The sequence below is a fragment of the Natrinema altunense genome (genome assembly GCF_000731985.1).
Lineage (GTDB): Archaea > Halobacteriota > Halobacteria > Halobacteriales > Natrialbaceae > Natrinema > Natrinema altunense.
Window position 1 is genome coordinate 147,449 of the sequence record NZ_JNCS01000005.1, and the last position, 24,329, is coordinate 171,777.

Here is a 24,329-nt window from a genome sequence, read left to right on the forward strand (position 1 = left end):
CGGCTATGTTATTTGTCCACATCCTTCATAGTTAGGGGCTGCGACTATGCGCGTTGCGCCCTAGTATCAACTATGAACCTCGGACACCTGTCCCAACTCGAAGACTTCGGTACCCGGTCGCTCGTCACCCACGCGATCATGGCGGTGACGTTTACCAGTGCGATCGCCGCGGGACTGTTCGTCGACGGCCAGGTCGGCCTCGTCTCGTTCGTCGCGTTCCTCAACTTCACCGCCGGGGTGTGGGTCGCACAGTCGACACACTCGCTCGGCAACGCTCGAACCGACGACTCCTACAACGGGATTTTGGCGGTGTTGTTCGATACGACCGGTGAAAAGACCTACCACGGGCTCGAGACCGGCCGGCTCGCGCGACTGCTCACGCTGATCGCGGCCGTGACGGCGGTTTCGCTGCTGGTCTCCGGACAAGTCCTCTCCGGTGCGGTCGCCTCGATCGGTGCCGTCGCGATCGGCGTCGTCGCGCTCGTGACCGCGATGGTCGGGTTCCTGATCGCGATGGGGTCGTCCTACGACGCGGCCGAGCGCCGAGCGGCCCGCACCATCGACCGCAACGACGAGGACACCGAGCCCGAACGGCCGACCATCCCGACAACCGAGTTCGACGACGCCTCGGATAGCCGGATCTCGATTCACGAGATGCACATGGACGACTCCGCCGCGAGACGACGATAGCAGCCCGCTGCGAGCCCGTTTCTCATCGGCCGTTCGACGGCGATACCGTTCCGCGAACGACAGCGGATACGCGAACGCGGCGGTTCGTCGAACAGGTCGGTCACCCTCGTATCGAGCGACCGTCCCGTTCTCCATCCGGGCGACGTGTCGCGACGACGCACGGTCGACTGTACCGAAAATACGAGTGAAATCAGGACCCCGTCTCGGGTCGTCTGGACACTCGACTCCGATTCGACGGCCGATCTGATGCGGAAGCCGACAGTCGAGGTCGACCGGACGTTGTTAGCTTTATAGTCCTGACTGGTGGCCCCGATGATGTGGTTGCCACCGAACAGCAATAATGAGAGACGCAAATCCAGCCTCCACGGAGACGGTTCGGATCGAGGTGTTTCTCCGAAACAACGCCTCCGCGGCCGTCGTGGAACCGCTCAGATCGATCGTTTCGCGAGCGCGGTGCCTCGAGGAGCGAGCGATAGCGGCCGACGTGCGCGTCAAAACGTGGACATCGGTTCGGACTGCGCTCGAGGAACTCAGCGACGCCGGGCCGTCGGTATCGCTCACCGTCGACGCGTTCGAGTCCTGGGCCGACCGCGAGGGGTACACGCTCCGTCCGGCGTTCGACCGCCACGAAACCGACCCGATGCTCGAGCACCGTCCCGCCACCGAAATCCAGGTCCCGACGGTATGCGTCGCCGTCTACGAGGACGACGACCTCCAGTGTGTCGCACCCTGTTCGGACGGCGACCGCACCTACACCGTCGAGGAGTGTCTCGACGCGCTCGAGGACGGCAGCACGCGGCCGTTCCCCGATCGGGGCGACCCGATTCGGGACGGGTTCGGCGACGCCACCGAAACCGCCGCGCAAACGGAGAAAGGAGAGTAACACGCCGCTCGAGGGAGACTCCGAAGTGGCAGCAAAGCCACCGTGGATAGCGGCGGTCCCATCGCGCTCCCATCGAGTGAGCGGACTCACCTGTCGGTTCCAGTGTATCCTCGGGAAGACATTGAATCAGCGAAAGACGGGGGATAGCCGTGTACTTCATTCAGGTGCGCGAGATCGCTCGGAGCGAATCCCCGTGTAGTGATCCGCCGAATGAACTAAGTTTAAATGCGATCCGGCCGTTCAGCCGATCATGAAATTCAGCCCTCTCCGATCCGTGAGCATCTATTTATCGTCCTCTCGACAACGACCTGTCCCCATCTCGAGCCATGTGTTCCTCGACTAACACCACCTCTATCGGCACGTGCAACGCTCTGCCACCGGATCTCGCCCGCAATGGGACAGCGTAATGACCTCTGAGGAGCTATTCGATTGGCGATCCATTCTGATCGGATTCGTCGGCGCCGGACTCGTTCTCTCGGTACTGCTCTTCACTGTCGGTGTCGACGGAATCGTTGCACAACTACGGCGGGCTCAGCCTGCAGTCATCGCCATCTTACTTGGTCTCATCCCTCTCTGGCTCGTCGCTTGGGGACTCTGTCTACACACCGTCTTGCGCGCACTGGGAACGCCAACCTCTCGAGTCCAGTCGATCGTCGTGTTTACCGCTGCGACCTTCGCGAATCAAGTCACCCCATTCGGGCAGGCCGGCGGGGAACCCATCAGTGCTTTCTTGATTTCCGAGGCCGCCGACACGGAGTACGAGAACGGGTTGGCCGCCATCGCGAGCGTCGATACCCTGCATTTTTTCCCCTCGATCGGGATGGGGCTCGTCGGTATCGGACTGTTCGTCCTGCGCGGGTTCGACTTCGGGCGGAACCTACTCCTGGCTAGTCTCACTGTCGTAGTACTTCTCGCCGGGTTTGTTCTCGCGCTGACGCTCGGGTGGCGGTTCCGCCATCGAATCGAGACGACGGTTCTCTCGGTGCTTCCGCCGATCGTTCGCTGGGTTGGCCGGACCGTTCCACGGGTTAGCGCGCCGACGCGAGCGGACATCGAACACCGCGTAGGTGGGTTCTTCGATTCGATCGCACGTATCGCCAGTAACCCGCGGCTCCTGGTCCTGGCCGGCCTGTTCTCGTGTATCGGGTGGCTTACGCTGGCGATCTGTCTCTGGATCTCGCTCGCGTCGATCGGCGTTACTGTCCCCTTCGTGGCGATGCTCATCGTGCTTCCTGTCGCCAGCATCGCCGGAATATTCCCGCTTCCGGGCGGTATCGGCGGCGTCGAGACGGCGTTTATCGTTCTGGTCGTCTCCACAACCGGAGTCGCGACGACGGCCGCCACGGCCGCCGTCGTCATCTATCGGGGAGCGACCTACTGGGTTCCGATGCTGGTCGGTGGCGGTATCACTGCTGTGATCCTGGACAACCTGCATCGTCGCTACTAATACCCGAAAGAGCCGCGAGTTCCTTCAGCCGTCGGACTGTGAGACCCGTTTTGCTAACGGAATGCTGACAACTGGCGAAAGACGTAACGCTGCTCGGAGACGCTCTATATGGCGAATTTGTGAACGTTAAACAACATATGAAGGTTTATGTTGCCATCGTTACAAGCCGGCAGTATGGCTTCCCTCCATCGATACCTCCTAACCACTGGTATCGTTGCCTGCGTTCTCGCCCTCACAGCACTAACACTGATGGCCGATTTTCTCGCCATCGTGGTCATCGGACACGCCCTTCCGCTCCTCGGTGCCGTCTTCGACACGCGTGTCTGGCTCGTGGTTGCTGTCGCGGCCCTCGCGATCTCGTTGCTGTTGTATCTCTCGTCGCTGTTTCGGGAGGATCCCGACGCGCTGGTCCATTCGGGCCGGTCCGTCGAGGCGCTGGTCCCCGTCCACGACGAACCCGAGGTCATACACCGCTCGGTGGAACGACTGGCAGCCTCGACCTACGAGGACCTCACCATCACAATCGTCTGCGAACCGGATGACCACTCCTCTATCGATCGGGCTGACGATTTGGCGGCCGACTACGAGTGTGTCCAATATATCCAGAATCGTCGGTCGGGATCGAAGGCAGGGGCGCTCAATGATGCCATCGAACGGAGCGATGCCGATGTAATCGCGATGTTTGATGCCGATCAAGAACCCCACCCGGAGCTAATCGCCCACGGGATGGCCGCGTTACGAGACCACGACATCGCGCGGGTCCGAAGCCTTCCCCGACCGACTGGCCTCATCGAATCGATAGCGTACTACGAGTATCTGCTCCTCTTTTTCCTGCCACAGAAACTCGCTCGCTCTCTGCTGGGACTTCGCATCGTTGGAACCCGCAGTGTCCTCATAGAGCGATCGGTCTTCGATACGGTGGGACGGTTCGACGAGGGAGCACTGACCGAGGATATGGACTTCACCCATCGGTGTCACCAAGCCGATCTCTCGATCCGGGAACTATCGTACTACCCCTGTTTCGAGGAGGCGGCGCACACGCTGCGGGACTGGTGGGGACAGCGGGTTCGCTGGATTACGGGCCATCTCTCTATTTGTCATGGCCACGTCCACGACTGGCGCAATCTGTCTGACCCGGCGTACCTCAGTTCGCTACTGTCACTTGTGGGGACGTTCGTTGCGGGGGTTGTCCTCTCGGTAACAGTCCCGAAACTCATCGTCGCGACGCTCTCGTATCCCGGTTTCGTCGCTGCAGGGCTGGCTGGCATCTACGGCGTCGTACTCGCAACCCGCGGCATCGATAACTACACCGCCGGAACCGAAGGGTTCGATCTCGCGTGGCTACTCATCCCGGTCACACTGACGCTCTACGGACTCGTTGTCGTGCAAGTCGTCGTCAGCTATGCCCTCGGGCGGGAAGTCAACTGGTACCAGGTGGAAAAACACGGCTGACCGATGCGACTTCGTTCGGACAGCCGGGTTCTCGCTCGGCACTGCCAGCACTCCGGGCCTCAGTCGTCCGCGATCCGGCTGCCACCCGGTGGCATGAAGTGCTGAATCCGGTCCGGACTGGCGATCTTGCGGACGAACGTCTCGTCCTCGAAGCGCTCGCGGAAGCGCCGATAGAGCCGTTTGGCTGCGTCCGCCTGGGCGTACCGTCCGGGCTCGAGTTCGATCGTCGTCACTGCCTGGCCCTCGATTGCCGATGGCGGGCCGCCGATGACGCGGGTGTACGGTTCGCACTGAATCCCGACCGCCGCGCCGACCGCCGTATCCCGGTAGTAGGTCCGGTCGCCCCGGATCGCGAACCCGCCTTTCTCCAAGTACTCACCGCTCTCGGGGGTCTTTGAAACCTGATCGGAGTCGACGGCGTAGACGTCGCCCGCGTAGCGGCCGTCCTTCCAGACCGACGAGTAGGAGACGGCGAACTGCGCCGCTTCCGCGATGCTCGACTCCGGGAGATCGATGTCGCTCGAGGAGGCCTCGCTCGGGTCGGTCGCCTTCAATACGGTGACGGGCCCGCCGTGGGCTTGCGTGTGAAGGACTTTGTCCCCGGGCTCGAGGTACTTCTTCACGAGCTCCTCGTTCTGGTCGGCGTTTCGACCGCCGATCACGAGGAAGCCGTCGCTGGTGTTGAACCAGCGAAAGCGATCGAACCAAGGCTCGTTCTCGCGGATCGGGATGGACGACTCCGAGAGCCAGTCGCGCGGGAGGTCGTCCCCGTCTTCGTCGGTCTCGTCGTCGTCTCCGCCGCCGCTCTCGTCGGCTTCCCACTCGTCACGGCGGCGCTTGGCGTCCGCCAAGTCCTGGCGGGTGTCCTCGATGGCCGCGAGCGCGCCGTCTTTCTTCTCCTCGACGCGTTTGGCCTCGGTGTAGAGCCGGTCCGCGTTCTGTTCGACGCCCTGCTGGGCATCGAGATCGATCCGCTCGTCGTCGATCTCGACGGTGACCGTGCCGTCGCTGCCGTCGATATCGACGATGGCCGCCGCGGCATCGATGCCCTGCTCGGCACCTTCTTCGAACCGCTCCCTGATATCGTCCCACGACCGCTCCCGCTCGCGGGCCCCCTGGATCGTCGAGAGGATGTCGTCGACCAGTCCGTACTCCGCGTAGAGCAGTTCCGCTTGCTCGCGTAGCGACGCGGCCTCCTGCTCGAACCCCTCGATCGCCCCCTGCTGTTGCTCGATGATGCGCTCGTGTTTGGCGATCTCCGACTCGAAGTCGGGCCGCTGGTCGGTCGGATCCGGCTCTTCCTCCTCCGCGAGTTCCAGCCGGAAGAAGTAGGCGTCGAGCGCCGAGAGAAACGAATCGTAGGGCTCGCCCTCGAGGTCGTCGTGTTCCTCGAGCGGGAACGGCGTGACGTCGACGACGCGGGCGTCGGCATCGTCGCTTTCGTCCTCGTCGTCGTCCCGTTCGAGATAGAGCCGCGGATCGAAGCTACCGTTCCGAATGTCGAGCGCGAGGCGTTCGATGGTCGCGTAGAGCTGGTCGTAGACGTCCTCGTCGGCGTCGTCGATGTCCAGACCTTTCTCGACGCCGGCGCGGGTACACACCTCCTCGGCGTAGAGCCCGCCGAAGTTCAGTTGGGTCGCGAGCGTCCGGACCACGTCCGTATCGGAGTCGTCCATCTCGTGGTCGAACGCGTCCCGCGAGACCGTCAACGGGTTCGTCCGGGTGTCGGGGAACTCGTAGCGCGAGCCCGGGACGACGGTGCGGGACTTCAGGCGGACGGTCTCGAGGCAGTCGATCACCTCGTACTCGCCGTCGGTGACCGCGACGTTACCCTGTCCGAACAGTTCGACGATGATCCGGGTCGTGCCGTCGTCGCGCTCGAAAACGAACTCGAGGATGCGGTCGAACTCGTACTGCTCGACGCCCGCGAAGTCCGCACCTGACAGTCGGTTCCGGAGCATCATCGCGAACTGCGGCGGCCGACCGGGGGCGTCGGGCACTCGCTCGGGGGCGACCGTGTGGGCGCGCTTGACCTCGCCGACCTCGAGGATCAGTTCCATGCGACCTCGATCGAAGTCCCGCATCTTGAGCCGGACGAGGTCGTCGCCGTAGAGGTACGCTTTGTCGACCTTCGCTCCCTCGTAGGCACCGAGTTCCCCGACGAGGGCGGCGAGATCGACGCTGGTGAGCTCCCGCTTTGGATCCATACCACACACTGCCCGGCCCGGTCAAAAAGACGTGTCGCTCCGACGCGCACGCGTCCGCCTGACAACTGACGGCTCGACTCGACTACTCGTCCGCGAGTGAGCGCGCCCCGCCGACTCGCACGGCCCCGGGACGCCGCCGAGGTCGGAAAGCCTAATCCGTGCCAGGACCCAGAAGGAGCCATGCACGAGGCTACCGGTGGCACCACCCGCGAGTCGACCGGATCGACGTCGGGTGATGGGCAGGGGTACCGATCGCGCAACCCCAATGGGGGGCAGACCGTATGAGCGCGGGCGACGACCAACCGTGGGAGAACGTCTCCCGGTTTCCGAACTTCCTCGAGCATCTCGAGGGGCAAGGCGGTGCCACGATCAGGGGGATCGTCGACCGGATCGAGGCGGACATCGACATGGACGGGGTCGTCTACCACGACCGCGGCATCCGATCGCCGGGCTACGATGCCACCTTCGTCCCCGAGCCGGAGGGGGATCGACTGCGACCCGCGTTCAGCGTCGAACTCCACACCGTCGGTCCGCGCAGCGTCTGGGCGGTGTTCGATGCGACGCTCTCCTGGGACTTCTACCTGCTCGAGTCGGCGGGCATCGCGGCGATCGCCTGGGTGAGCGACGAGGAGTACAACGCCGAGGAGGCCGGGATGTTCATGTCGAAACACGACGCCCTCGCAGCGGGTCGGTTCTCCTTTGGCACCTTCATCTACGCCGACGAGGACTGGCAGGAACAACTGGCACTCATCGAAGGAACCGACACGCCCGCCTTCCTCCAGCGCGACGACGGCAGCACGCTCGTGCCGACCAGCCAGTCCGATTTCTACAACGTCGTCAACTCGACGCCGACGGAGTTCCGTACCAACGGCGGCGGTGCGCCCGCCCACCTCGGTCTGCTCGAACTCGAGGTCACGATCGACTGACGGCGGCCCCTCGGCCGGGACGCGAGCAGTGGAACCGGCGTCGACCCAGCCGGTCCGACGGACTATCCGCTCAGCGTCCGACCCACTCCTCTGCTCTCACGGGAAAACCGAGTTCTCGCCGTCGCGGTCGTCCTCTTTTTCGCCGGATTGGGCGTCGGCATCGCCCTCGAGATCGAACACCTCCTCTTCGGCGTCCTCGTGATGGTCGTGATCCCGATCCGCGGACCACAGTTGTATCTCGCGGCGGCCGACGGCGACGACGAGTTCGCGCCGCGAACTCGCGTTCGAACCGCAGTCGGCGTCAGTCCGTTCTTGCTGCTGTCGTTTATGGGAGCGCCGATGGGACCGACCGGACGCTCGTCGGCCTGCTTGTCGCCGGACTGCTGATCGGCTCTCTCGCGTACGAGGGTGTCGGCGGCTACCGGAGTACGCGTGAGGTCTAATCAGACACCTGTGTGAGACTGCGGTCGGCGACCGCGCCGAACGGAAGCGTTTTGCCCGCCCGGCCGAACCGGGGCGATATGTCGCCGCTCGAGGACGTCGTCATCGTCGCGACCATTGCGGGCTGTATGACGGGGGTCGGCGCACTCCCGCTCCTGTATACTGATCGAATCAGCCACCGCGTCTACGACGGCTCGCTCGGCCTCGCAGCGGGCATCATGGTCGGCGCTGCCGTCTTCGCGCTCGTCCTTCCCGGCCTCGAGTTGGGGTCGCCGCTCGAGGTCGTCGCCGGACTCCTAGCGGGCGGGGGCTTCCTCCTCGCGGTTAACGCCGTCTTCCCCCACCTCCATCTCCTGTTCCGGGGGGAACGCGTCGAAGGGACGAAGGAACTCGATCCCGCCGACGAGTTCCCCACCGCCGAGGACGGGGCCGTTACCGAACCGCTCCGCGACGGCGGCGACGACCTGCGACGGGCCGCGCTGGTCGGCGGGACCGTTACCATCCACAACGTCCCCGAAGGGCTCGCGGTCGGTATCGCGTTCGCCAGCGGCGAAACGGCGCTCGGGATCGCCATCGCGACGGCGATCGCCGTCCAGAACGTCCCCGACGGGTTCGCGATGGCCGTGCCGGCGGTCCGAGCGGGCGTCTCCGCTCCCCGAACGCTGTTCTACACCACGCTCTCGGGCGGCGTTCCGGAACCGATCGCCGCCGCTATCGGCTTCTCGCTGGTCGCGGTCGTCTCCGGACTGTTCCCCCTCGCCGCCGGCTTTGCCGCCGGCGCGATGATCGCCGTCGTCTTCCGGGAACTCATCCCCTCGAGTCACGGCCACGGGTACGCCGACACCGCGACGGCGGCGTTCGTCGTCGGATTCGCCCTCATGCTCGTCGTCGACACCGTTCTCGCGGTCTGAGACGGTCCCACGCTCTGTTCCGATAGCGGATCGCGCGAACGGGATGCGACTCAGCAAGCCGACGTTCTCCCCGTGGCTCTCAGGAACCCCGCGTCACCGCCGTCACGTTCGTCTCCGTTCTCCCGCGGTGCTACTCGAGACGGCCGTCGGGATCGAACGGCGAAAAGGATCCGGGTGACGAGCGCGCCCAACGGTCGCCCCAGGGGATCGAGCAACCGGATGGCGGAATCGGCGCGCCCGAACGGGACAGTGCGGTGTGTCGCTGTCGAAGTGGGGGGAGTCGACAGCGTACCGACGATCGTCGGCATCGAATTGTAGACTCGTATCCGTGATAAATTTTATGCTATCCATCACAGTTGAAATAAGGGGACGGCGTCGAGCAGCCGCGATAGTTCCGTGTCGGAGGTACGGGCTCGACGCCGGGACGATCGACACCCTCGCGTCAGAGTCGCTTGCTGACGTACGGGCCGTCCTGATGATAGCCGAGCTTGTTCCGGTAGTACTCCCGCGCGCCGATGCCGGAGATCACGCTGACCTTGTCGTAGCCGGCGTCGGCGGCGAGTTCCTCGGCGCGGGCCATCAGACGGCGGCCGTACCCCTGATGCTGGTGCTGCTCGGTCCCGGCCGCTCGCGTCCCCTGCCCGCTCACGGGGTCCGCGTCGGGCTCGCTCCCCACCGCGACCTCCGACCCGTACACGTGCAGTTCGCGGACGAGCGCCGCGTTCTCGAGTTCCGGTCGAACGGGGTCGTTCGGGAAGCGAAGCCGACAGAAGCCGACGAGGAGGTCCTTCTCGAAGTCCTCGACGGAGATGAAGTGCTCGGTGCCGCCGCAGGCCTCGTAGCGCATCACGTCGAGATCGACGGTTTCGGGTTCCTCGTCGTGCATCCCGGCCTCGCGACAGCGGATGCACTCACACTCCCAGCCGTGTTCGTCCATGCGCTTGCGCGCGAGTTGTCGGAGGTTCGACTTCCAGACACCGGCATCGATGAAGTCCGCCGGGATGTCCCGCTGGACGCGCTGGAGCCGCGTGTACCGGGGGATCATGTCCTTGATCTCCGCGATCAGGTCGGCGGCCTCGTCGTTGGACAGCGGCTCGTACTCGTCTTTGTGCCACCAGTCGTAGGTCGCAGTGCCCCGCACCACGAGCGTCGGATAGATCTTCAGGTAGTCGGGCTTCCACTGCTCCTCCTCGAAGAGGCGTCGGAAGTCCTCGAGACACATCTCCTTGCTCATTCCGGGCTGGCCCGGCATCATGTGGAAGCCGACCTTGAACGCCGAGTCGCGTAGTCGCTGGTTGGCGTCGATCGAGGCCTGCGCGCCGTGGCCGCGGTGCATGTCGCGGTTGATCCGCTCGTAGGTCGTCTGGACGCCCACCTCGACTTTGGTGCCGCCGAGATCGAGCATCCGGTCGATCTGTTCGGGGTCACACCAGTCGGGCTTCGTCTCGAACGTCGTCCCGATGTTGCGGATGTCCGCGGTCTCGTTTTCGGCGATGACGTCCTCGAGATATTGCCACTCGTACTCCTCGGGATCTTCGGCGAAGCTAACCCCCTGGGCCGGCTCGGGCTCCTTGTCGACGTCGTAGTCGTTCATCGCCTCGAGGGCTCGCTTGACGAACCACTCCTGATAGTCGTGGCTGCGGGCGGTCATCGTCCCGCCCATCAGGATGAGTTCGACCTTGTCGACGGGATGGCCGATCTGGCGCAGTTGCTCGAGTCGCAGCGTCACCTGTCCGTAGGGGTCGTACTCGTTCTGGACGCCGCGGGCGGCGGCGGGCTCCTCGCCGGTGTAACTCTGCGACGAGGAGAACTCGGAGTCGGGGCCGCCGGGGCAGTAGAGACACTTGCCGTGGGGACACCGCTCGGGGGAGGTCATGATCGCGACCGGCGAGACGCCGGAGGCCGTCCGGACCGGCTTGCGCTGGAGCACGGTCTCCAAGTCCTCCCGGTGCTCCTCGGGCGCGTAGTCCAGCAACTCGGAGTTCTTCGGCACCTTGGGTGCCGAGTGTTCCGAACAGGCCTCGAGTTTGGCTTTCTCGACCTCGTCGCGCTCGACCTCGCCGGCGAGGATCCGCTCGACGAGCGTCTCACAGACCCGCTCGAACGCTTCGGTTTCGGTCGGTTCTGGCGTCTCGGTACTCACTACACGTGATTCGTCGCCGTTCGCGAATAAGCGTGTCGGACTCCCGGACCGAGTCGCCGATTCACGCCGACGCGCGTGCGTCGATTCCGTACAGTCGCGGCTTCCGAAAGGTAATCGTTTAAGGGTGGTCTCCCCCTACCCTCGGCGTACTGAATGTCTCCCGACCTGGCGATGGTCATCGCCGCGGTCGCGTTACCGTTCGTCGTCGCAGCGCTCACGCCGGTCGTCTTTCGCGTCCTCGGAGAGGGAACCGGATTCGTGGGGACCGTCGTGGCGCTCACCTCGTTCGGCCTCCTCGCGACCCAGTATGGGTCGGCAGGGACCGTCGGACTCGAGTGGGTCCCGTCGCTCGACCTCGCGCTCCGGTTCTACGTGGACGGCTGGGCGCTGCTGTTCGCGATGTTGGCGTGTGGTATCGGCGCGCTCATCTTCGCCTATTCGCCCGCGTACATGCACGGCGAATCGGGCCTCGTCAGGTACTACGCCGCATTGCTCGCCTTCATGGGCTCGATCGTCGGCGTCGCGCTCGCCGCCGACCTGATCGCGATGTTCCTCTTCTGGGAACTCACCAGCCTCGCGTCGTTCGTTCTCATCGGCTACTACACCGCGGACGACTCCTCGCAGTACGCCGCCCGGATGGCCATGCTCATCACCGTCGGCGGCGGCCTCTTCCTGCTCGTCGGCCTCCTCTTGCTCTCGCTCGTCGCGAGCGATGTCCTCGGCCCCGACGCTGCGTTCAACCTCGCAGCGATGCTCGAGAGTCCCGAAACGATGCAAACGGCCCTGCGGGAGCGTGGGTTGTTCCTCCCGGTGCTCGGACTGCTCGCGATCGGTGCGGGGACCAAGTCGGCACAGGTTCCGCTCCACTTCTGGCTGCCCAACGCGATGGCAGCGCCGACGCCCGTCTCGGCGTTTCTCCACTCCGCGACGATGGTCAAGGTCGGCGTCTACTTCATCGGCCGAGTCCGCCCGATGCTCGTGAGCACCGAGTGGCTGTTCCTCTTCGCGACGCTCGGCCTGACGACGATGACGGTCTGTGCGATCATGGCCGTCGCGTCGACGGACATCAAGGAACTGCTCGCCTACTCGACGGCGAGTCACCTCGGGCTGATGGTCGCCGGCTTCGGTTTTACATCGGTCTACGGCGCGGAGACCGGCGTCTTCCACCTGCTCAATCACGCGCTGTTCAAGGCCGCGCTGTTCCTCGTCGCCGGCATCATCGCCCACGAGGCGGGGACGCGAGAGATCGACGAACTCAGCGGGCTCCGCCACGATCTGCCGGTGACAGCGGTAATTACTGTCATCGTCGCGCTCAGCATGGCCGGCATTCCGCCGTTCAACGGGTTCTACTCGAAGGAACTCCTCTTCGAGGCCGCCGTCGAGGCGAGTCAGCACCACGACATCGGCCTGCTAGGCTGGCTCTACCCTGCCGTCGCCGTCTTCGGCAGCATCTTTACCGTCCTCTACTCGCTGCGATTCCTCTCGCTGTTCTTCGGCGAGCGACCCGAGGCGCTCGGCCACGTCCACCGTCCGCCCGTCACCCTGCTCGTCCCACCGGCCGTGCTGGCGCTGCTCGCCGCGGTCGTCAGCGTCGATCCCCAACTCGCCGTCGACGCCATCGTCCAGTCCGGGCTCGAGGCGACGGCGGTCGATCCCCACGAAATGCACGTCGGCCTCCCGACGTCCTACTCGCCCGCGCTGGGGATGAGCGCCGTCACGATCGGCGTCGGACTCGTCGCGTACCCGTCCTACGGCCGGCTCCACGACGCGATTCGATCGATCCCGCGGACAGTGCCGCCGATCGAAGCGAACTGGTGGTACGATACCGCCGTCGACGGCCTCAGCGGCGAGGGGCGGGTGTTCGCCGAGACGGTCCACGACGGCACCCTCCGAACGTACGCGACGTGGACGCTAACGGCGACCTGTACGCTCGCGCTCGCCGGCTTCGTTGCGGCCGGTGCCATCGCGCCGACCGAACTGGGCGTCGAGGTCTCGCTCGCCATCGCGCTCGTCTTGCTCGTCGCGGTGATCGGCGGCGTCGCCGTCGCGACGGCCGAGTCGCACATCGCCGGCGTGCTCACCCTGTCGATCCTCGGCTTCATGGTCGCCATCTTCTACATCCTCGCGAGCGCGCCCGATCTCGCCTTGACACAGCTCGTCGTCGAGACGCTGGTGCTCGTGATTTTCCTGCTCGTGATCGAGGAGATTCCCGAGCGCTACGAGGTCGAGATCGGGACGGTCGCCCGTGACGCCGTCCTCTCGGTCCTCGTCGGCGCGACCGCGTTCGTCACCGTGCTCGTCACGACCGGGACCCGGCCCGACGGCTCGAGCGAGATCGCTCGTGCCTACGCCGAGCAGGCCATTCCGCGGGGCGGCGGGGCCAACATCGTCAACGTCACTCTCGTCGACTTCCGTGGCTTCGATACCCTCGGCGAACTCGCCGTGATCGCGCTCGCCGCGATTTCGATCCTGACGCTGATCGTCATGCGCGACCGCGACGGCGACCGAACCGCGACTCACGACGGCGACGAACTGACCGGCGACGATTCCGCAGGGACGTCCAGTGACGGGGGTGACGACGAATGACGACGGTCATCATGCGCACGACCGCTCGAGTGATCGTCCCGATCATCCTGGTCGTCGCGATCTCGCTGTTCTTCGACGGCCACAACCTCCCCGGCGGTGGTTTCATCGGCGGCGTGCTCACGACGACGGCCTTTGCGATCGTCTACATGGGCTTCGGGCTCGACTTCTTGGAGCGCGGCATCCTCGGCCGCGATGTCGACCCGGGCAAGGAGCCGTCGCGGGACCGCGTCGTACTGGCGTATCGTCGCCTCTTCGCCTACGGCTTCGCGCTCGCCGTCCTCAGCGGTCTCGCGCCGCTGCTGTTCGGCAAGCCGTTCCTCACGCAGACGTTCGAGATGCTCGAGGGGGTCCCGATCTACGATCATCTCGAGGTCGCGAGCGCGCTCGCGTTCGACTTCGGCGTCTACTGCGTGGTCGTCGGTGGACTGTTGACGATCCTCTCGGTGGTGGGAGCCGAATGACCGGAATCGTCCTCGCAGCCGCGATCGGGACGCTCTTCGCCCTCGGGACGTTCCTGCTCTTGCGCCGGGACCTGATCCGGGTCGTCTGGGGGCTGGCGATCATCAGCCAGGCCGCGAACGTCTATCTGCTGGCGATGGGCGGGATCGCACCGGCGACCGCCGAGTCGGTGCCGATCCTGGCGGGCCATGGCGAGCACGTTCCGGAGACAGCCGATCCGCTGGTCCAGGCGCTCGTGTTGACCGCGATCGTCATCGGATTCGGCATGACCGCGTTCGCGCTCGTGCTGTCGTATCGGGTCTACGAGGAACACGACACGCTCGACGTAACTGAACTCGGTGAGAGCGAATGACGACGATGGCGACAGCGACGACGATGATGATGAGTCCCCGAAACCGGACGGCGACGGCGACGACGGGTGAGCGGCGATGACGGCGACGCCCGCCGGCACGGCATCGACGCTCGTGATCGCACCGATGCTGGTCGTCCTCGTCGCGGCCGCCGGCACGCTGCTGCTCGGCCGGCATCCCCGCGCTCGGACGGCCGTCAGCCTCGCCGGCGGGGCGGGCTACGCGATCGCGGTCGCGGCGATCGACTGGTATATCGTCCTCGGGCCGGACGCACCCGGGATCGCGACGTATCAGGTCGGCGACTTGCCGGCCCCATTCGGGATCACGCTCGTCGCCGACGGCCTGTCGGCGTTCATGCTAACGATGGTCGCGATCCTCGGCATCGCGTCGCTGGTCTTCTCGACCAGACACCTCCCCGGCGGCGAGGGACGCAGTTACTACTTCCCGCTCTTTCACTTCCTCGCGCTGGGCGTTACCGGTGCCTTCCTCACCGGCGACCTGTTCAACCTCTTCGTCTGGTTCGAGGTGATGTTGATGGCCAGTTACGTCTTCGTCGCCTACAGCGGCGGCCCCCAACACACCCGCGCCGCGTTCTGGTACGTCACGCTCAACCTGCTTGCCAGCGCCGTCTTCCTGCTCGGTGTCGGCGGCATCTACGCGACGACCGGGACGCTCAACATGGCCGATCTCGCACAACGGCTCGCGGAGCCGGCGGCCTACGGCCTCGAGCCCGTGCCGGTCGTCGGCCTCCTCGGACTGCTCCTGTCGGTGTTCGCGATCAAGGCCGGTCTCGTCCCGTTCCAGTTCTGGATTCCGACCGCCTACCGGGCCGCGCCGCCCCAGATTACCGCCCTCCTGGCGGGGGCGACGAAAAAAGTCGGCATCTACGCCATCATCCGACTCTCCTTTACGATCTTTGCGGGTGCGGAGGTCGCCGTCGACCTCCCGCTTCCGCTCGTCGACGTTGCGATCACCGGCGACTCACCGTTGCCGTTCGTCGGCGCGGCGCTGTTCGTCATGGCGGCCGGCAGCATCCTCCTGGGTGGTATCGGTGCCGTCGGCCGCGACTCCATGGAAGGGGTCTTCGCGTACTCGAGCATCGGCCAGGTCGGGTTCATCGCGATCCCGGTCGCGATCGCGACGACGGCGGCCGGCCCGGAGCTACGCACGTTCGCGATCATCGCCGCGCTGGTGTACGCGCTCAACCACACCCTGGCGAAGGGGCTGCTCTTCCTCGCGGTCGGGACGGTCAGGTCCGCGACGGGAACGAGTCGCTTCGCCGATCTCGGCGGCCTGGCAAAGCGGTCGCCGCCGCTGGCACTCGCCGTGTTCGTCGGCTCGCTCGCACTCGTCGGCATCCCGCCGTTGTCCGGCTTCTTCGGGAAGTTCCTCGTCTTCGACGCCGCCGCTCGAGCGGGCTCCGGACCCGTTCTCGTCCTCCTGCTCGTCGGGTCGCTGTTGACGATCGCCTACGCGACCCGCCTCTGGAATCGGAGTTTCTGGGGCGCACGGACGGACGCCGTCGAGGCGGCGACCGTCGACCCCGTTCAGGTCGCGATCCTCGTCGGCCTCGCGGTCGCGATCATCGCGGTCGGCGTCGGCTTCGAACCCGTCTACGAGTTCGCGGAGACGGCCGCCGAGGCCGCGCTCGATACCGAGGGATACGTCGACGCCGTCGATCCGCAGACGGCGAGCGAACTGGCCGGCTCGAACGGAGGTGGTCACTGATGCGGGTCCGGACCTGGCCGGTCGTCGGCGTCGTCTTCGCCGTTCTGTGGGTGTTCGTCGTCGGACAGCCGCTGACCCCCATCTCGCTCGTTCGCGGCTTCCTCTCGGGACTGCTCGTCGGCCTGCCGGTGGCGTTCGTCTTCCGGCGGCTGTACGGCAAGTCCGTGGATCTCGGGCGCGGGGTTCGAGCACTCCCCTACGCCGGGCTCTACCTGGGCGCGTTCACCTGGGAACTCCTGCGGGCGAACCTCGACGTCGCCTATCGGGTGCTTTCGCCCGGCATGCCGATCGAGCCGGAAGTGATTCTGGTCCCGCTGCGGGTCGAGTCAGACGTCGCGATCACGGTCATCGCAAACAGCATCACGATCACGCCCGGCACCGTGACGTTGGACTACGACGAGGAGACCAACGCGCTGTACGTCCACGGCGTCAACGGCCGTCATCCCGAGGCGATCGCCGAACCGATCCGCACCTGGGAGAACTACGCCCTCGAGCTGTTCGACGAGGACGCATCGCCGTCGGACCCGCCGCCGGACATCGTCGTCTCCGGCGGGGAAAGAGACAGGGGACCGGATCGACAACCGGGAGGTGTCGACGATGACTGAGAGCGATCCCGCCGTCCTCGAGACGGCGATCCGGGCCGCACTGGTCCTCGTTAGCGGGCTCTGTGTCCTGTGTGGCTATCGCGTGATCCGCGGACCGACGAACCCTGACCGCGTGGTCGCCTTAGACGCCATCGCGACGAACGTCGTCGCGATCGCGGTCCTGTTCGCTCTGCTGACCGGCCGGGGGCTGTTCATCACCGTGAGCCTCGTGCTCGCGATCATCGGCTTCATCGCGACCGTCGCCGTCGCCAAGTTCGTCACCGACGGCGAGGTGATCGAATGATTCACACGACTATCGTCATCGCGCTGCTCGTCGTCGGCGTCTTCTTCCTGACCGTCGGGACGATCGGGCTGTTACGGTTGCCGAACGTCTACAACCGGATGCACGCCACGAGCAAGCCGACGACGCTCGGCACCGCCGCGATCTTCCTGGCCGGCGTCGCGGAGTTCGGCCCCGGCAGCGAGGGGCTGACCGCGCTCATCGGGATCGCCTTCCTCTTCCTGACGGTCCCCACCGGTTCGCACATGATCGCCCGCGCCGCCGAGCGGATCGGCATTCCCTTCCTGGGCAGCGTCACCTGGCCCGACCCGTCGGCGGTCGAGCGCCCGGACCAGTCCGACGAGCCCGAGTCGACCGACGACTAGGGCGTCAGCGTTCGAACTCGCGCTCCTCGTTCCGCTCCCGTTCCGGATCGACGGTTCGATCCGGTCGACGGTGTTCGCGAGCCCGCGCCCGGGCGTCCTCGGGCGTTTCGGTATCCAGCAGCCGCTCGAGTTTGCGCTCGAACTGTGCGTCGGTCAACTCGCCCGCGGCGTAGCGTTCGCGCAGGGTCTCGAGTGCGTCGCGAGCGTCGGTTGCGGAGTCAGTCGGCGGCGTCCCGGCGTCCCGTTCCATCTCGGCCGTCTCCGGGGCGTTCCGTTCCCGATCGTTCTCGGGCTTCTCGTCGAACAGCATCCCGATTATCGGTACGACCGCGATGTAACCGACGAGCAACGCCGCGAGCCACCAGTCTTGGCCCGTGACCATCGCACCGAGCCAGATCGCCGTGACGAGCAGCGACGCGATGCCGGACGCATGCTCACGAAACCGAGTCGATGACATCCTCCCCGTGGTGAACGACGGGGTTTCCTCTCCGACGTGGGAGTCTCAGACTGTCTAAGAGTCCCCGGAGGCAACATTCCCGTCACGGTTGACGGTACTCGGGTCTGTGCGCTGTTCTTTGGGACGGAGAGAGCGTGGTGACTCCGACCAGTTGTGGTCGTCCCACTCGAACCGCACGGGCCGTGCCATCGGCCTGACTGCCTTCTCAGTGTGCCGTCTCAGGAACGCTTCTGAGGCTGTAAGGTCGGCGTGTCCCTCGAACCCACATGGGCAGGTGAGTGTGTCCTGATGTCGTGTCGTTCGGTCTGTCGAACCGCACTGCGGGCACTCTTGGCTGGTCCACGCCTCTGACCGCACTTCGACCGCAATCCCGTATTCTTCAGCAGTACACGCCAGTCGATTGGTGAATTGCTTGAACGCCCAGAAGTTGTGAGTCTTGGCGTTCACTCTGACCGACCAGTGGGTTTCGAGTACGTCGGTCAACCCACCGATATACACCGTGTCCACGCCCTCGGCGTACAGTCGTTCGAGTAGGTCACGACACAGTGCTTCTTGGGCGTGGTCGCGGCGGCGTGTCCGTTTCTGGTACAGTCGTCGGATACGCTTGCTACTGTACCTGCCTTCTTCGAGTTTCGACTGCAACCGGGCGATTTCTCGCGTTGTCTCACGGAATCGCTGGAACAACTCGCGGCCTTCGTACAGGTATTGCTCGCCGGTCGTGGTGGTGCAAGCAACGAGATTGTTGGCACCAATATCCAGAGCAGCCGTTTCGTCGGCCAGTGGAGTGTCCCGTGCATCGTCAGAAACAGTCACGGGTTGCGAAGCTCTGAACGTGCTGTCAGTCTCGTCGTACCACAGTTCTAGTCTGCCTTGGTCTTCGTAGTCAGGCCAGTTTGGGTCGCCAACGATTTCCAGCCGGAGACGGCTTTTCGGGCTGTTGTGCCTGTCACGGAGTTCTTTTCCGACGACCATCTCAAGCCGGGACCGGTCGCCCCATTCGACGGTGTAGGCGTCCTTTCGGACGACGCCTTTCAGAACACGTCCGTCGTCTTCGTTGCCACGGAAGCCCGGCGGTTCGGGGTGTTCCGTAACCGACGTGTTCGACTCGTCGTGAAACTGCTTCTTGTTCTCGAAGAACCCGCGCCACGCTTCGGTGTTTGCTCGCCGGACAGTCTGGGCGGTGGACGCGCCGAGAACGGCTTTGTACTTACCTTCGAGAGCGCCAGTATCGGCGTCCCACACGTCTTCGCCCTCGAAGCCGTCCTCGTCGTTGTAGCGCATGAGGCGCTGGTAGTTGATCTCGTTCCAGAGAGCGGCGGAAGCGTCCAACAGGTCCCGTAGCACCTGCTCATCGTCGTCGGTGAGCGGTCGCACGGCGAACGTGTTGGTGCGCTTCATCCAAAGTATAATCAGTCCCAATGTCTAATAAGTCCACCGATGAGGCCAAACATCGACATTGACTGGGCAATCCACGGACGAATCAAAGACTACGCAGAAGCAAACGACCTGAACCTCTCGGAAGCCTATGCAGAGGTGTTAGAAGCAGGTCTTGAAACGTTGGAGACTCAAGACCAGTAGTAACACAGCGGTTTCTCACCGGAGCTTGCGCGATTCACGCCCGCCGTGAACGGCGGGATTCACTCGCTGTTAAAGATAGCTGCTCTCCGGTGCGATCGGAACCGGTCCCCTCGATCGCATCCATACGATGCCTTCGTGCCGGGACCGAAAATACGTTATCGGGCCCGGGTTCGCCGACCGATATCGCCCGCCTCGGTCTGGCTCGTCGCCTCGCGGTCGCAAGACGGCTCGAAAAAACGGCCCCTCCGAACGCGGGCGAACCGAACTCGGCGGAGACGAGTGACGAACGGAACCCGACGTCTCACTCCCATCGGGTTCCGACGGGAGCCCCTACGACGGGACCGGCGGCAGCGTCGCTTCGTCGAACCAGAACGCCTCGACCGCACGCCCGATGTCGGCGAACTCGCTGGGAGCGGTCGGCTTCGTGAGGTACGCGTTCGCAGCCAGTTCGTAGCTCCTGACGACATCTTCGGTCGCCGCCGAACTGGAGAGGACGAGCACCGGCAACGAGGCCAGGTCCGGATCGTCCCTGATCGTCTCGAGGACTTCGAACCCGTCCGTGCCGGGCAGGTTCAGATCGAGCAAGACGAGATCGATATCCGGACCGGCCGCGGTCGCCGCCCGCTCTCGCAGGAACTCGAGGGCGGCGTCGCCGTCGGAGACCGCGTGGAACGTCGTGTCGAACCCCACCGATTTGAAGGCCTCCTCGACGAGTCGAACGTCGCCGGGATTGTCCTCGACGAGCAGGAGAGAGCCGGGACCGGTGGAGTGGGACGGTGGCACTGTCCAGCAGTTCTCCTCTCAGGGGAATAAGCCTACGTACAAAGCACGTTGGCTACGGACCAGCCGCGGTCGAGTCGACGCCCGTCCGGCGCTGCCACCGCCGGACCGATCACTCCCGTTCGACGAGCGTGCCGCCGGCCAACCCCTCCCACTCGACGCGATACCCCAGCCGCGAGAGCACCGCGCTCGAGTCGTCGATACCGGCCTCCGCCAGGACCGTTTCGGCGTCGGCGAGCGCCATGCCGGGTTCGATCTCCTCGGCGAGCGCGTCGAGTACGGCGGGCCGAATCAGCGTCCGCCCGACGCGGTCGTGTTCGGGGACGGACGTATCCGCGAGCGCGTCCGCACTCACGCCGTGGCGAGCGGCCAGCGTCTCCAGCGTAATCACGGCGTCGTCCGGCCGCAGTTCGTCGGGCAACGCGGCCGCGCTCTCGGCGACGAACTGCCGCTCGTACTCCCGGAGGACGTCGACGACGTCTTTGACCCGGACCGTCCCGGCGTAGGGAATCGCACGGTGATCGCGGGCGGCGATGTCCTCGCCCACGCCGAGGGACTCGTCGACGGCAACCAGCATGTCAACGTCCTCGAGCCCCGACAGCTGTGAGAGTTTCTTCGCGACGTACTCGGGCGTCCAAAACCCCATGATCTCGAAAAAGAGGCGGAAATCGCTGTGGGCGTACTCGAAGGCGAAGTCCGGAATCATCACTCGCGTCCCCGTCGCGAGCGGCTCCGGCTCGCGGACGAGCTCCCACTCGAGGTCGAGATTCGAGAACCGAGCTGCAAAGTCGGCTTCGACGCCGCTGTCGAACGAGACATCGGTCACCGGGTCGGCGTCGGGAACGCGGATCGGGTCCTCGTGGGAAAGCGAGAGGGTCCGTTCGGTCCCGCGGTCGTCGATCGTTGCCGCGATCGACCACCGCTCGCTTGTAGCGACCGTCCGGAGGAGCCGGGCGAATCGGGTCCCGTACCGCCGCGTCGCTCGAAAGAGATGAGTCGGACCGGTGACGACGACCTCGCGGTCCGAAATCCCGGCCGCCCCGTCCTCGCGGTCGGTCCGCCGGATCTCGTACATCAATCGCAGGCGCTTGATCGCCGAGATCAGCGCTTTCGGGTCGCTCGAGCGGACGCGAAGCTCGGTGGCGTCGAACAGGGCCGTCTGCGCCAGCGAGAGGTTGTACTGGGCGACCAGTCCGTCGGGATCCCAACGCGGGTCGACCGCAGTCAGGACCTGGCGGTCCTCGAGATCGGCGTAGAGAGCCGTTTCGAGATCGGCCGCCGAAATATCGAGCGACTCGCTCGCGCGGCTCAGTGCCGCCGCGCGCTCGTCCTCGGTGACGACGCCGACCGCCTCGGCGGCCTCGAACGCGGCCCGGCGGGCGCGGTCGGGCTCGATCGCCGCGTCGGTCTCGAACGTCGCCTCGCGCTCGAGCAGCGCCGAGAACCCGCGCACGAGTTTGAAGTCGGCGGCGTCGCCCGCTCGCGGCGTCCCGCTCGCGTCGCCCGGGCCGCCCGGCGTCCCGCGCTCGAGATCGGTCAGCGCGGACTCGAGGGCGGCGCGTGGTTCGCCGACGTGACCCTGATACGTGCCGATGACGCGGGCGGCGAGCGGACGGTGGCTCCGATCCACGAACTGCGGATGGTAGCCGCCGCCGGCCCGCGAGACGCGGAGCAGGTCCTTCGTCAGCATCGGGTTCGTGTCGGCGCGGCGTCGGCAAAAGTCACCCGGACGATCCGTGGCGACGAACGCCACCCGTCGCGCGGACGCCGGCGTCCGCGCTCACCCGACGGTCGGCGGTCGCTCGCGGGCCGACTGCCCGTCTCCGTCCCGCTCGAGCAGCGCGTCCGGGTCGGTCGGTCCGCTGCGCTCCGTCTCGATTACGGTATCGGTTCCGTCGGTCGTCACCACGATATCGCCGTGGACGCCGGTCCAGTAGGTCTCGATCCCGCGGTCGGCGAAAGCCTGCAGGACTTCGTCGTGCGGGTGGCCGTACCGGGAGTCGCGAGCGCTCGAGACGATCGCCACGTCCGGATCGACCCGCTCGAGGAACGGCTCGCTCGAGGAGGTCGACGAGCCGTGGTGGCCCGCCTGGTAGGCGTCGGCCGCGAGGTCGTCGCCGTGTTCCTCGACCAGCCGGCGTTCGGTGCCGGCCTCGATGTCGCCGGTCGTCAGATACGAGACGCCGCCGAACGTGATCGCGAGCACGACGCCGTTCGCGTCGACGTCGTCGCCCGTCCCGTCCTCGGGCGGGTTCAGAACGGTGGCCTCGAGGTCGCCGTCCGCGAGCGGCAGCGTGTCACCCGCTGCGACCTCGAAGAGTGGCACGTCGTGCTCCTCGATCGCGTCGAGATAGGCGTCGTAGGTCGCGGTGGTGTGGGGGACGCCGGAATCGTAGGCCGCGCCGACCCCGTCGCCGTCCGTCTCGAGATAGTCGATCACCTCGGGGTGACCGCCGATGTGGTCGGCATGGCCGTGGGTCGCCACGAGATGATCGATCCGGTCGATATCGTGGGCCCGCAGATAGTCGATGACGGCCGCGCCGTCGTCGCGGTAGTCGCCCGTATCGATCAGGATCGTCTCGTTCGACGGCGTGACGAGGAGCGTCGAATCGGCCTGACCGACGTCGATGTGGTGGATCTCGAGGTCGCCGCTGACGTCGTTCGGAGCCCGTCCGTCGGTGCCGTCGAGACCGTCGAACCCGCTACAGCCCGCGAAGACGAGGAGTCCGGCGACTGCCACGATCAGCGCGGCTCGTCGCATCGTAGTCCGGTCCGACGCGCTCCGTGGCTATGTCGGTTGTGGCCCGCATGCGGACCTGAAAGTATATTTTTCTAATATGTTCCGATCGAATCGACGCCGCGTCGTGGTCGGATTCGTGTTGCAAGCACCTAGACCGCCCGCATGCCGCCCGCCAGCCTCAGAACGCGTCGCTTTCGAAGGTCGTGTCCGCGTGCAGGCCGTCTTTCAGCGCGTCGTGGACTTTGCAGAGTTCGAAGGCACGGTCGATGATCTCGTCGCCGGTGTCGTCGTCCACGTCGGCCTCGACGCGAACGTCGAACCGGACCGACTCGAGTTTGTCGTCGTCGTTGAGATCGCCGTCGATGTCGATCTCGATCCGTCCGAGGTCGTCGGCCCCGCGTTGCTGGCCGCCGACGCGCAGCGCCGGCACGTAACAGGAACCGTAGGCGGCGAGCAGCGTCTCGAGCGTATCGGGGGCCGCCTCGCCGTTGGCGTCGACCGTCGTCTCGAAGTCACGAATTTCGTTCGTCGCGCTGTACCCCTCGTCGGAAACGGTGGTGACCTGCTTCGCCATAGCAGTCGAGTCGTCAACGGGCGATACTGTAAACGTTTGGTGACGGCGACGGTTCGAGACGCTGATCGGCACGAAACACGGTCTCGAGCGGTGCGCCCCGACGCCACCCCGTCCTGTCGCGTCGCTCTCAGCGGCGATCGGGAGGCCAGGATATTTGTTGAAAGGGTAACAAGAGGGGTGGGATGGCGGAAGACCCGTTGATTCGCGACGCGGAACGAGGCGATGCGGAACGGATTCGAACGGTCGCCCGTGATGGGTGGCATGCGGCATACGACGGCATCCTCGGCGAGGACACCGTCGACACCGTCGTCGACGAGTGGTACGAAATCGACGGCCTCCACGCTGCTATCGACGAGACGCTGTTCTTCGTTGCCGATCTCGGCGACGACCTCGTCGGGTTCGCAAACGCCAGGCAATTCCCCGAACGGGACGACGGGTCGTTCGAACTCGTCCGCATCTACGTGTGTCCCGACCACTGGAATCGCGGAATCGGCAGTCGACTCCTCGAGACGGTGACGACGGCCGTTATAAATGAGGGTGGCGACCGACTTCGCCTGTTCGTTCTCGCGGACAACGAGGTGGGTGTGGCGTTCTACGAATCGCACGGGTTCGAACGCCTCGGGGAAGCCGAAACCGCGCTCGATGGAGGCTCCTACCGGGAGTACGAGTACGGCAAACGGCTCCGCTAGAACACCGCCCGAAACGGTTGTCACACCGATCCCACAGC

At 65.4% G+C, this 24,329-nt stretch carries 24 protein-coding genes; 16 read left to right on the top strand and 8 right to left on the bottom strand.

Features of this window, described 5'->3' with window-relative positions; all coding sequences use genetic code 11:
* The first annotated feature begins 72 nt into the window (after positions 1-72).
* The 4 genes from ALTAJ2_RS11680 (at position 73) to ALTAJ2_RS11700 (ending at position 4,472) form a co-directional block, all read left to right on the top strand.
* Positions 73-690: a hypothetical protein gene (locus ALTAJ2_RS11680; protein WP_007109612.1), complete on the top strand. Its 618-nt coding sequence runs from the start codon at positions 73-75 to the stop codon at positions 688-690.
* A gap of 340 nt (positions 691-1,030) precedes the next feature.
* Positions 1,031-1,573 carry an HTH domain-containing protein gene (locus tag ALTAJ2_RS11690; RefSeq protein WP_007109614.1) on the top strand — a complete coding sequence of 181 codons (543 nt, stop codon included), beginning with the start codon at positions 1,031-1,033 and terminating at the stop codon, positions 1,571-1,573.
* A 406-nt stretch (positions 1,574-1,979) separates the two neighbouring features.
* Positions 1,980-3,020, top strand: a complete 1,041-nt coding sequence (locus ALTAJ2_RS11695) for a lysylphosphatidylglycerol synthase transmembrane domain-containing protein (protein WP_007109615.1) — start codon at positions 1,980-1,982, stop codon at positions 3,018-3,020.
* Between the two features lie 174 nt (positions 3,021-3,194).
* A complete protein-coding gene (locus ALTAJ2_RS11700; RefSeq protein WP_239647732.1) occupies positions 3,195-4,472 on the top strand; it encodes a glycosyltransferase in 1,278 nt (425 codons plus the stop codon).
* A 59-nt stretch (positions 4,473-4,531) separates the two neighbouring features.
* Here the strand turns inward: ALTAJ2_RS11700 and rqcH are convergent, their stop codons facing one another.
* Positions 4,532-6,679 carry a ribosome rescue protein RqcH gene (gene rqcH, locus ALTAJ2_RS11705; RefSeq protein WP_007109617.1) on the bottom strand — a complete coding sequence of 716 codons (2,148 nt, stop codon included), beginning with the start codon at positions 6,677-6,679 and terminating at the stop codon, positions 4,532-4,534.
* Between the two features lie 281 nt (positions 6,680-6,960).
* Between rqcH and ALTAJ2_RS11710 the strand changes: the two genes are divergently transcribed.
* The 3 genes from ALTAJ2_RS11710 to ALTAJ2_RS11720 all read left to right on the top strand — a co-directional run bounded on the left by ALTAJ2_RS11710 (position 6,961) and on the right by ALTAJ2_RS11720 (position 8,957).
* The gene (locus tag ALTAJ2_RS11710) at positions 6,961-7,605 is read left to right on the top strand and encodes a hypothetical protein (protein WP_007109618.1); all 645 of its coding nucleotides are present in this window, start codon (positions 6,961-6,963) and stop codon (positions 7,603-7,605) included.
* A gap of 147 nt (positions 7,606-7,752) precedes the next feature.
* Positions 7,753-7,992 (top strand): hypothetical protein, encoded by a 240-nt coding sequence (locus tag ALTAJ2_RS11715; RefSeq protein WP_007109619.1) that lies wholly within the window; start codon positions 7,753-7,755, stop codon positions 7,990-7,992.
* 134 nt (positions 7,993-8,126) lie between these two features.
* On the top strand, positions 8,127-8,957 hold the full coding sequence (locus tag ALTAJ2_RS11720; protein WP_007109620.1) for a ZIP family metal transporter: 831 nt from the start codon (positions 8,127-8,129) through the stop codon (positions 8,955-8,957).
* Between the two features lie 442 nt (positions 8,958-9,399).
* Here ALTAJ2_RS11720 and ALTAJ2_RS11725 read toward each other — a convergent pair whose 3' ends face one another.
* A complete protein-coding gene (locus ALTAJ2_RS11725) occupies positions 9,400-11,100 on the bottom strand; it encodes a tRNA uridine(34) 5-carboxymethylaminomethyl modification radical SAM/GNAT enzyme Elp3 (RefSeq protein ID WP_007109621.1) in 1,701 nt (566 codons plus the stop codon).
* A 153-nt stretch (positions 11,101-11,253) separates the two neighbouring features.
* Between ALTAJ2_RS11725 and mbhE the strand changes: the two genes are divergently transcribed.
* The 7 genes from mbhE (at position 11,254) to mnhG (ending at position 17,473) form a co-directional block, all read left to right on the top strand.
* Positions 11,254-13,686, top strand: coding sequence for a hydrogen gas-evolving membrane-bound hydrogenase subunit E (gene mbhE, locus ALTAJ2_RS11730; protein ID WP_049900452.1), 2,433 nt, complete (start codon positions 11,254-11,256; stop codon positions 13,684-13,686).
* The gene (locus tag ALTAJ2_RS11735) at positions 13,683-14,147 is read left to right on the top strand and encodes an MnhB domain-containing protein (protein WP_007109623.1); all 465 of its coding nucleotides are present in this window, start codon (positions 13,683-13,685) and stop codon (positions 14,145-14,147) included. The genes mbhE and ALTAJ2_RS11735 overlap by 4 nt, the downstream gene beginning before the upstream one ends.
* Positions 14,144-14,497, top strand: coding sequence for a sodium:proton antiporter (locus ALTAJ2_RS11740; RefSeq protein ID WP_007109624.1), 354 nt, complete (start codon positions 14,144-14,146; stop codon positions 14,495-14,497). Before ALTAJ2_RS11735 ends, ALTAJ2_RS11740 begins: the two co-directional genes overlap by 4 nt.
* A 76-nt stretch (positions 14,498-14,573) precedes the next feature.
* Positions 14,574-16,223, top strand: coding sequence for a Na+/H+ antiporter subunit D (locus ALTAJ2_RS11745; RefSeq protein ID WP_007109625.1), 1,650 nt, complete (start codon positions 14,574-14,576; stop codon positions 16,221-16,223).
* Positions 16,223-16,828 carry a Na+/H+ antiporter subunit E gene (locus ALTAJ2_RS11750; RefSeq protein ID WP_007109626.1) on the top strand — a complete coding sequence of 202 codons (606 nt, stop codon included), beginning with the start codon at positions 16,223-16,225 and terminating at the stop codon, positions 16,826-16,828. Before ALTAJ2_RS11745 ends, ALTAJ2_RS11750 begins: the two co-directional genes overlap by 1 nt.
* A complete protein-coding gene (locus ALTAJ2_RS11755) occupies positions 16,821-17,111 on the top strand; it encodes a monovalent cation/H+ antiporter complex subunit F (RefSeq protein WP_007109627.1) in 291 nt (96 codons plus the stop codon). The genes ALTAJ2_RS11750 and ALTAJ2_RS11755 overlap by 8 nt, the downstream gene beginning before the upstream one ends.
* A complete protein-coding gene (mnhG, locus tag ALTAJ2_RS11760; RefSeq protein WP_007109628.1) occupies positions 17,108-17,473 on the top strand; it encodes a monovalent cation/H(+) antiporter subunit G in 366 nt (121 codons plus the stop codon). Before ALTAJ2_RS11755 ends, mnhG begins: the two co-directional genes overlap by 4 nt.
* A gap of 4 nt (positions 17,474-17,477) precedes the next feature.
* Here mnhG and ALTAJ2_RS11765 read toward each other — a convergent pair whose 3' ends face one another.
* Together ALTAJ2_RS11765 and ALTAJ2_RS11770 are read right to left on the bottom strand one after the other, a co-directional pair.
* The gene (locus ALTAJ2_RS11765) at positions 17,478-17,930 is read right to left on the bottom strand and encodes an SHOCT domain-containing protein (protein WP_007109629.1); all 453 of its coding nucleotides are present in this window, start codon (positions 17,928-17,930) and stop codon (positions 17,478-17,480) included.
* A gap of 54 nt (positions 17,931-17,984) precedes the next feature.
* Positions 17,985-19,328 (bottom strand): RNA-guided endonuclease InsQ/TnpB family protein, encoded by a 1,344-nt coding sequence (locus ALTAJ2_RS11770; protein ID WP_007109630.1) that lies wholly within the window; start codon positions 19,326-19,328, stop codon positions 17,985-17,987.
* 39 nt (positions 19,329-19,367) lie between these two features.
* On the opposite strand from ALTAJ2_RS11770, the gene ALTAJ2_RS19450 reads away from it, so the two are divergent.
* Positions 19,368-19,508 carry a hypothetical protein gene (locus ALTAJ2_RS19450; protein WP_160163692.1) on the top strand — a complete coding sequence of 47 codons (141 nt, stop codon included), beginning with the start codon at positions 19,368-19,370 and terminating at the stop codon, positions 19,506-19,508.
* Between the two features lie 330 nt (positions 19,509-19,838).
* Here ALTAJ2_RS19450 and ALTAJ2_RS11775 read toward each other — a convergent pair whose 3' ends face one another.
* From ALTAJ2_RS11775 to ALTAJ2_RS11790, 4 genes are all read right to left on the bottom strand, one after another.
* Positions 19,839-20,291, bottom strand: coding sequence for a response regulator (locus ALTAJ2_RS11775; protein ID WP_007109631.1), 453 nt, complete (start codon positions 20,289-20,291; stop codon positions 19,839-19,841).
* Positions 20,292-20,400: 109 nt separating this feature from the next.
* Entirely contained in the window at positions 20,401-21,978 is a 1,578-nt protein-coding gene (locus tag ALTAJ2_RS11780) for a DUF790 family protein (protein WP_007109632.1), read from the bottom strand.
* Positions 21,979-22,068: 90 nt separating this feature from the next.
* Complete coding sequence (locus ALTAJ2_RS11785) at positions 22,069-23,049, bottom strand: ComEC/Rec2 family competence protein (RefSeq protein ID WP_007109633.1); 981 nt, start codon at positions 23,047-23,049, stop codon at positions 22,069-22,071.
* A gap of 157 nt (positions 23,050-23,206) precedes the next feature.
* Entirely contained in the window at positions 23,207-23,602 is a 396-nt protein-coding gene (locus ALTAJ2_RS11790) for an OsmC family protein (protein ID WP_007109634.1), read from the bottom strand.
* Between the two features lie 182 nt (positions 23,603-23,784).
* Between ALTAJ2_RS11790 and ALTAJ2_RS11795 the strand changes: the two genes are divergently transcribed.
* Positions 23,785-24,291, top strand: a complete 507-nt coding sequence (locus ALTAJ2_RS11795; RefSeq protein WP_007109635.1) for a GNAT family N-acetyltransferase — start codon at positions 23,785-23,787, stop codon at positions 24,289-24,291.
* Positions 24,292-24,329: the final 38 nt, after the last annotated feature.